At 68.5% G+C, this 7,512-nt stretch carries 6 protein-coding genes and 1 pseudogene; 6 read left to right on the top strand and 1 reads right to left on the bottom strand.

All coding sequences use genetic code 11. The features are described from left to right. The coding region (locus tag AB7O82_RS35750) for a serine hydrolase domain-containing protein (RefSeq protein WP_428621645.1) at positions 1-1,199 on the top strand (1,199 nt) is incomplete at its 5' end. A gap of 444 nt (positions 1,200-1,643) precedes the next feature. Here AB7O82_RS35750 and AB7O82_RS35745 read toward each other — a convergent pair. Further along, positions 1,644-1,994, bottom strand: a complete 351-nt coding sequence (locus AB7O82_RS35745) for a hypothetical protein (protein ID WP_428553914.1) — start codon at positions 1,992-1,994, stop codon at positions 1,644-1,646. A gap of 284 nt (positions 1,995-2,278) precedes the next feature. Here AB7O82_RS35745 and AB7O82_RS35740 point away from each other — a divergent pair, with 284 nt between their 5' ends. The 5 genes and pseudogenes from AB7O82_RS35740 to AB7O82_RS35720 all read left to right on the top strand — a co-directional run bounded on the left by AB7O82_RS35740 (position 2,279) and on the right by AB7O82_RS35720 (position 7,177). Further along, positions 2,279-2,437 carry a hypothetical protein gene (locus AB7O82_RS35740; RefSeq protein WP_428553916.1) on the top strand — a complete coding sequence of 53 codons (159 nt, stop codon included), beginning with the start codon at positions 2,279-2,281 and terminating at the stop codon, positions 2,435-2,437. Between the two features lie 136 nt (positions 2,438-2,573). Next, positions 2,574-2,735: pseudogene (locus tag AB7O82_RS35735) on the top strand (RNA recognition motif domain-containing protein); the annotation flags it as partial. A gap of 31 nt (positions 2,736-2,766) precedes the next feature. Beyond that, positions 2,767-3,126: a hypothetical protein gene (locus AB7O82_RS35730; protein ID WP_428553924.1), complete on the top strand. Its 360-nt coding sequence runs from the start codon at positions 2,767-2,769 to the stop codon at positions 3,124-3,126. Between the two features lie 342 nt (positions 3,127-3,468). Beyond that, the gene (locus tag AB7O82_RS35725) at positions 3,469-5,112 is read left to right on the top strand and encodes a hydantoinase B/oxoprolinase family protein (protein ID WP_428553919.1); all 1,644 of its coding nucleotides are present in this window, start codon (positions 3,469-3,471) and stop codon (positions 5,110-5,112) included. Positions 5,113-5,122: 10 nt separating this feature from the next. Next, on the top strand, positions 5,123-7,177 hold the full coding sequence (locus AB7O82_RS35720) for a hydantoinase/oxoprolinase family protein (RefSeq protein WP_428621643.1): 2,055 nt from the start codon (positions 5,123-5,125) through the stop codon (positions 7,175-7,177). The last annotated feature ends 335 nt before the right edge of the window (positions 7,178-7,512 follow it).

Here is a 7,512-nt window from a genome sequence, read left to right as displayed (position 1 = left end):
CCGGCTTTCCACCGCCACCCTCGGGGCAGGTCACGCTCGCCAACTGGCGGACGGCGCCGTTCAATCGCTGGGCGTTCCATCATGTGCGCGAGATCGTCCCGTCCGCCGATATCCCGCACGACCCGGCGCGCGTCCGGCCCCTCACGCGCGGCGCCGGCCTCGAGGCGCTTCGCATCGGCGTGCCCGATGGCGGCAGCGCGGGCCTCGACCCGGGCCTCGCCTTGGGCCTCGACGATTTTCTCGCGGCGACGGGCACCGACGGCATTGTCGTCCTCCATCGCGGCGCCATCGTGCTCGAGCGTTACGCCAACGGCATGACCGAGCGCTCGCCGCACATCCTGATGTCGGTGACGAAGTCCATGCTCGGGCTGCTGGCGGCCGTGCTCGCCGCGCAGGGCGCCCTCGAAATCGACCGCCTTGCCGTCGACTACGTTCCCAAGCTGCGCGAGACCGCCTGGGCCGGCGCAACGGTCGGGCAGCTGCTCGACATGCGCACGGCGGTCGCCTTCGACGAGGACTATCTCGCTACGTCGGGGCCGATCGTCGAGTATCGCAAGGCGACCGGCTGGAACCCCCTCGAGCCCGGCGAACCGGCAACCGATCTGCGCAGCTTCTTCTCCACGCTGACGCAGTCCACCGGACCGCACGGGGGGAAGTTCTCCTACGTGTCGCCCAACACCGACCTGCTCGGCTGGATCATCGAGCGCGCGGCGGGCAGGCGCTACAGCGATCTCATGAGCGAGCTGGTATGGCAGCCGATGGGCGCGGCGGAGCCCGCCTGCATCACGGTCGACCGGCTCGGCGCGCCGCGCTGTGCAGGCGGCATGTGCACGACGACGCGCGACCTCGCGCGCGTCGGCCAGCTCATCGTCGAGGGCGGTGCCTGGGCTGCGCGACAGGTGGTGCCGGCGGCCTGGATCGAGGACATCATGCTCAACGGCGACGCCGAGGCCTGGAATGCGGGGAGCTTCGTGCCGTATTTCCCGGGTGCGGCCATGCACTACCGCGACAAATGGTACGTCGAACGGGGCACGGCACCCCTGCTGTTCGGGCTCGGAATCCACGGACAGAACCTGTTCATCGACACCAAGCGGGAGATCGTGATCGCCAAGCATTCCTCGCAAGCCTCGCCGCTGGACGCGGGACTCATCGCGTTGACCGGCCGCTTCGTGAGCGAGGTCCGCAAGGCACTGTCCTGACAGGCGGCCAGCCTGGCTGGATCCTCGATAGCAGCGGCCCTGCCGATCGAGCTGGCCGCGCGCCAGGAGGCAGGGCTCTTGCGGCTGGCGGTCTGCAGGGCGACAACGAACCGGGCGGCACGGGCGAGGCGATCAGGCATGGTCGCCAGATTTCGCCGAGCCGTCACCGTGTTGCCCAATACGATCGCCACATGGGCGGCATGAGCAACGTCAGGGCGTGGCCGGTCATCAAAGTGGCTTTGTTCGGAGCGATCATCGGCGCGGTCTGCGGGATGGCAGCCGGCTATTTCAACGCTCCGGCCGCTGGTGCTCGCGCCGCGTTGACCGCCTCTCTCGCCTCGTTTGCGGGAGGCGTGATCGGAGGGGCGTTGGTCGGGACGCTCGCAGCTTCAATTCGAAACCACTGGGCGCGGCACTGGAGGTGATGTGGACCAATCGAAGGCCCTAAGCGCCGAGCCCTCGACCGTCCGCCGTCAGCTTTACCAGTCCCCGGGAAGCCCGTCGCTCGACCAGGCCGGCAGTAGCGGCGTCCTGGACGGCCCGCTCGAGCCGGATCGGATCCTCGATGCCGGCACTCTTGCCGATCATCCTGGCCGTTCGCCAGAAGCTGGGACCCTTCCGGGTTGCGACATGGAGAGCGGTGACGAATTTGGCCGCGCTCGTCAGGCGGTCGGACATGTCGCTCGTTGTGCCCGCCACTGTCGTGGCGCCATTGTCATCGATCGTCCCTGAGCAGATGCCGGCGTCGACCGAACCGCGACCGCCGACACAGCCCACCACGATTGCCCTGCGCATGCGTTCTCCCCGCTTGCGATGAAGTGCAGACTGTAGGGCGCAGTTCGGGGCGGCTTTATGGCCTTCCAATTGCGCTTTCGGGGCACGCGGCAGCAACCGACCGGGCGTTCCGCCAATCCGATCATCGTTTCAGGAATGCCACGACGCAGTCACTCGTCGGCCGCGGTCGGACTGCCGGCGAAAGAACTGCGGACCGCTCCCCGGTCAGGTTGCACGCAGGCAGGTTGTGGCCTGCCACGGTCCCGCGCCGGCGCTGGCCGCCAGCCGACGACCAGGGCGAGCCGATGTCGAAGTTGGCCCTGGCGGGGCTCGTCGGCGCCGGCGAGCTCGAGCGGCTGATCCGCGAGCGGCCGGGCGTCCTGACGGTCGATCTGGCGGTCCGCGCCGACGGCCACGCCGGCATCCAGGCGCTGCGCATCGACGGTCAGGTCCTGGGACGCTGAAGGTCAGCCGAAGCGCCTGGCGACGACTGCGTATCTTTGCGCTGAATTCCCGGTTAAGGTGAGCGATACGCTTCCACCGTTCCAACGCGGCGGGCGCCAGACTCCGCTTTGTCCTTCCTCCAGCCGCGAGCCTTGTATGACCCGAAAATTGTTTGTGGGTAACCTTCCCTATTCGGTCACGTCCGAGCACTTGTCGGAAGCCTTTTCCCAATTCGGCACCGTCGCTTCTGCAAAGGTGGTCATGGATCGCGAGACCGGCCGTAGTCGGGGCTTCGCATTCGTTGAGATGGAAACCGACGAACAAGGTGCGTCGGCCATGGAGGCCATGAATGGAGCTTCGCTGGACGGCCGCTCGATCGCTGTCCGCGAAGCCACTGAGCGCGGGCCTGGTGGCGATCGTGGCGGTGGTGGCGGGTATCGCGACGGCGGCGGTGGCGGTTACCGCGGCGGTGGCGGTGGCGGATACCGTGACAGCGGCGGTGGTGGCGGCGGCGGTTATCGCGGCGGCGGCGGTGGCGGTTACCGCGGCGGTGGTGGTGGCGGTTACCGCGGCGGGGGCGGTGGCGGCGGCAATCGTGGCCGATGAGCTTGCAGCGTCGGAAATCCCGGGTACCCCCTCCTGCCGTCCATGCCGCCCCTCGAGCGGCATCCTGGCTGCCATCGCATTGATGCGTATCGAGCCCGCTTGAACGGCTCGCGCCACGCGGACCTCCAACCTCTTGCCGTTTGGCGACTTGGAACCGCACAGGTTCGGCAACCTGGTGCGGCAGTTGCTCTCGACTTCCGTTTGGCTGCTACGCGAAGTAGTTCAAATCAGCCCATGAGACCCGACCGCCCGCACATCCGCGGCGCGTCAGTCTGTCCCCAAAATCCTTGGGAGTTGGTCGCGAATCTTCTTACGTGTCAGCGCGAATGCGCGAAGCGTTGTTTGACGGGCGCTCGGCCTCACTGGCGGCAACGCACGCGCCGCCTGAGCCGAATGATGCTGCAGGTGTTGACGGCGATAGTCCCCCTGCCGGAGTGTCCGTTGCATGAACGCGCCCGATCCAGTGACATTGTCCGTCCTCGAGAACCGCTTCCGTGCCATCGTCGATGAAATGGGAGAGGCGATGCTGCGCACCGCCTATTCCCAGATCCTGAATTCCTCCCGCGATTTCTCCATTGCGATCTGCGATGCCGAGGCGAGGCTGCTGGCTCAGGCAGATCACATCCCGATCCACGTCGGTGCCATGCCCTTCGCGGTGGAGGCGGTGGTGAAGGCCTTCGGGGAGTCGATTGCGGAAGGCAACGTCTACCTGCTGAACGACCCCTACCACGGCGGGTCGCATCTGCCGGATTTCACCGTTGTCGTGCCGATCTTCGCCGAAGGCCGGGTGATCTTCTATTCGGTGGTTCGCGCCCATCAGACCGACATCGGCGGCGGCACCCATGGTGCCTACAATCCCGCCGCCACCGAGATCTTCCACGAAGGCCTGCGCCTGCCGCCGATCCTGCTGGGCGAGGACCGGCTGCCGCGGCCCGACCTGGTGCGCATGATCGTCACCAACAGCCGGATGCCGCGCGAGGTACGCGGCGACCTGATGGCGATGATCGGCGCTGCGCATCTGGGCGAGAAGCGGCTGCTCGCGGTCCTGGACAGGAATGGCGTGGCGACGACGGAAGCCGCTGTCGGCGCGATCCTGTCGCTGTCCGAGGCCCATGCGCGCCGCATCATCGCGTCGTGGAAGGATGGCCGCTGGACGGGCGAGGCTTTCCTCGACGACGACGGCTTCGGGCGACAGGACATTGCCATCCGCGCAACGGTGACGAAGACGGGCGATGCGATCGTCGTCGACCTGTCGGAGTCCGATCGCCAAGTGCCGTCCTTCCTCAACTCCTCCTGGCCCAATACGGTGAGCGCGGTGCGAATGGCCATCGTCTTCCTGCTCGATCCGGAAATCGCCAAGAACGATGGCTGCTTCCGCCCCATCGAGATCGTCGCCCGGGAAGGCACCATTGTCTTCCCGCACGAGGGTGCACCGGTGACCATGTGCACGTCGCACTGCGCGAACGAGATCGTCGAGGCGGTGGTCAAGGCGTTGGCCAACGCGTGCCCGGATCGCGCCATGGGCGGCTGGGGCCGGCGCTTCCGTATCGCGATCAAGGGCAGCGATGCGCGGCGGCCGGGCCGGCCCTTCGTGTGGCACCTGTTCCATGCGCGTCCCGGCGGCGGCGGGTCGTCGCAGGGCGATGGCTGGTCCAACGCGGGCGAGTGGCATTCGGCCGGCGGGTTGAAGTTCGGCAGCATCGAGATGGCCGAGGCCCGCTTCCCGCTGTTCTTCGCCCGGCACGAATTCCGTCCCGGCAGCGCGGGCGATGGCCGCTATCGCGGCGGCCTCGGCGCGGAGCTGGTGTTGAAGCTCGAGACCGACGGGCCGGCCGTGGGGAATACCGCCGGCGACGGCGTGCGCCATGGCGCAGCGGGAATGCTGGGTGGCAAGGATGGGTTACCGCATCATTACACGCTCGAGCACGCAGACGGCACGTCGCGCGACCTGGGGACGAAGGAAGTCGGCATCCCGCTCGCGCCGGGCGACACGTTGCACGTGCGTTCAGGCGGCGGCGGCGGATGGGGGCCTCCCGAGCAACGCGACGCCGAGGCACGCAGGCGTGACGCCGACGAGGGGCTGCTGTGAGGGGGCTGCTGTGAGCACCTTCCGGATCGGCATCGATGTCGGCGGCACCTTCACCGACATCGTCTGCGTCGCCGCGAACGGCACGACGACTCTGGCCAAGGCAACCTCCACGCCGTCGGATCAGAGCGAGGGCGTGGTGACTGGCCTCGCCGTGCTTGCCGAGCGCCTGGACCTGGGACTGACCGAGCTGCTGGCGCGCACGGATCGCATCGTCCATGGCACGACGGTCGCCACCAATGCGCTGCTGGAACGCAAGGGTGCCAAGGTCGCGATGCTCACCACGGAAGGCCATCGCGATGTCATCGAGATGCGCGAGGGGCTGAAGCCCGAACGCTACAACTTGCGCCTGCCGCCCGCCCCCGCGCTGGTGCCGCGTCGCCTCCGCCTGCCGGTTGCCGAGCGCATCCGTCCCGATGGAACGGTGGAAGTCCAGCTCGATCGCACCTCGCTGAGCTCGGCCATCGCGGTGCTGAAGGCAGAGAAGGTCGAGGCGGTGGCCATCTGCTTCCTGCATTCCTGGCGTGACGATGCGCATGAACGCGCGGCCGCCGAAGCCGTGCGCGCCGCGCTGCCGGATGTCTTCGTGACGACGTCCGCCGAAGTGCTCCCGCAGATCAAGGAGTTCGAGCGATTTTCCACGGCTTGCGTCAACGCCTATGTCGGACCGATCGTGTCGCGCTATCTCGCGCGGCTGCGCGGGCGGCTGGCCGATGCGGGATACAACGGCTCCATCTTCGTGATCCTGTCCCATGGCGGCGTCGCGCCGGTCGAGGAAGCCGCGCGGCTCGCCACGGGCACCGCGCTGTCCGGTCCGGCGGGCGGCGTCGCGGCCGGTGTCGCCCTGGCGCAGCGCGGCGTGGGGCAAGACCTCATCACCTTCGATGTCGGCGGCACCTCCACCGATATCGCGCTGGTCCTGGAGGGCGAGGCCGCCCTTGGCCGTGGCCGCACCGTGGGCGGCGAGCGCATCGCGCTGGAAAGCCTCGACATCGTAACGCTCGGCGCCGGTGGCGGCTCGATCGGCCATGTCGGGGCCGGTGGCACGCTGCGGGTCGGCCCGCGCAGCGCCGGAGCCGTTCCGGGGCCCGTCGCCTATGGCCTGGGCGGCACGGAACCAACGGTGACGGATGCCAATCTCGTGCTGGGCTATCTCGACAAGGACAACTTCCTCGGCGGCGCGCACACGCTCGACCGCGACGGCGCCCTGGCTGCTTTCGCCAGGCTGGGGGATGAAGTTGGTCTGCCGGCCATGGCCGCCGCGGAGGGCGTGCATCGCCTGGCCAATGTGCGCATGGCCGACGGCATCCGCATCGCCACCGTGCGACGCGGCGTCGATCCGCGCCACTTGACCCTGCTGGCCTTCGGCGGCGCGGCGGGACTGCATGCCTCGGCCGTCGCGCGGGAGCTCGGGATGCAGCGCGTTGCCGTGCCGATCTTCGCCGCGGGGCTTTCGGCCTGGGGCATGCTGCACACCGACCTCCGCTACGAGATGGCCCGGAGTGAACTCGCCAGCGCCGGGGTGCCGGAGGATGCCGTGCTGCGCACGATCTGGGCCGGGCTGGAAGCGGAAGGCCGCGCCCGCGTCGCCTCCTGGTTCGGTGGCAAGGTCGAGACGAGGCGCGCCGCCGATATGCGCTATGGCGAGCAGGTCTTCGAGATCACCGTGCCGCTCGAGGCGGTCGAGTGGGACGCGACGGGTCTCAGGGGTCGCGTCACCGATGCTTTCCATGCACGCCATGAAACCCTGTTCACCTACGCGCTGCCCGAGGAGGAGGTGGTGCTGGTCAATGCCCGCCTCGCCGTGATCGGGCGCCTGCCGCCGATGCAGCCGCCTGAAGCCGTCGCGGCAGGCATCCCGGCCGCGGCGTGCGCGACGCGCCGGGCGCAGATCGAGGGTGTGGAGCGGGAGCTTCCGGTCTTCGACTTCACGGCGCTCGCCGCGGGACAGGAGATCGCCGGTCCGGCGATCGTCGAGAGCGACACGACCACCGTGCTCCTTCTGCCGGGCGACACGGCACGGATGGATGGCCACGGCTGGCTAGCCATGGTGCTCCCGGGCGAGTGAGTCATGGCCGGGAGCGCGCCACTCCGATGGCGCCCATGGGATGTGTAATCAACAAGAAGAGCGCCACTGGAGTGGCGCGCTCAGAGGCGCTAACTTTTCCGATCGACCTCGCCTCATTGCTGGGAGCGCGCCACTCCATGGCGCTCATGGGACGTGTAATCAACAAGAAGAGCGCCATCGGAGTGGCGCGCTCCCGGCCATGATTGACTCCGCCCAGGCGGACGGCAGGATATCCGCCGGATCCCGAGCCGGACGAGATCCGCCGACGCATCGCGGCGCGGCAGCCCGCGCACCTCGTTCCTCCGGCTCCCCTCCGGCAGGAGCAACCTGATGCT

Source organism: Reyranella sp. (genome assembly GCF_050185545.1).
Taxonomy (GTDB): Bacteria; Pseudomonadota; Alphaproteobacteria; order Reyranellales; family Reyranellaceae; genus Reyranella.
Note: the sequence above shows the minus strand (reverse complement) of the source record. Positions and strands in the feature narration are given on the sequence as shown.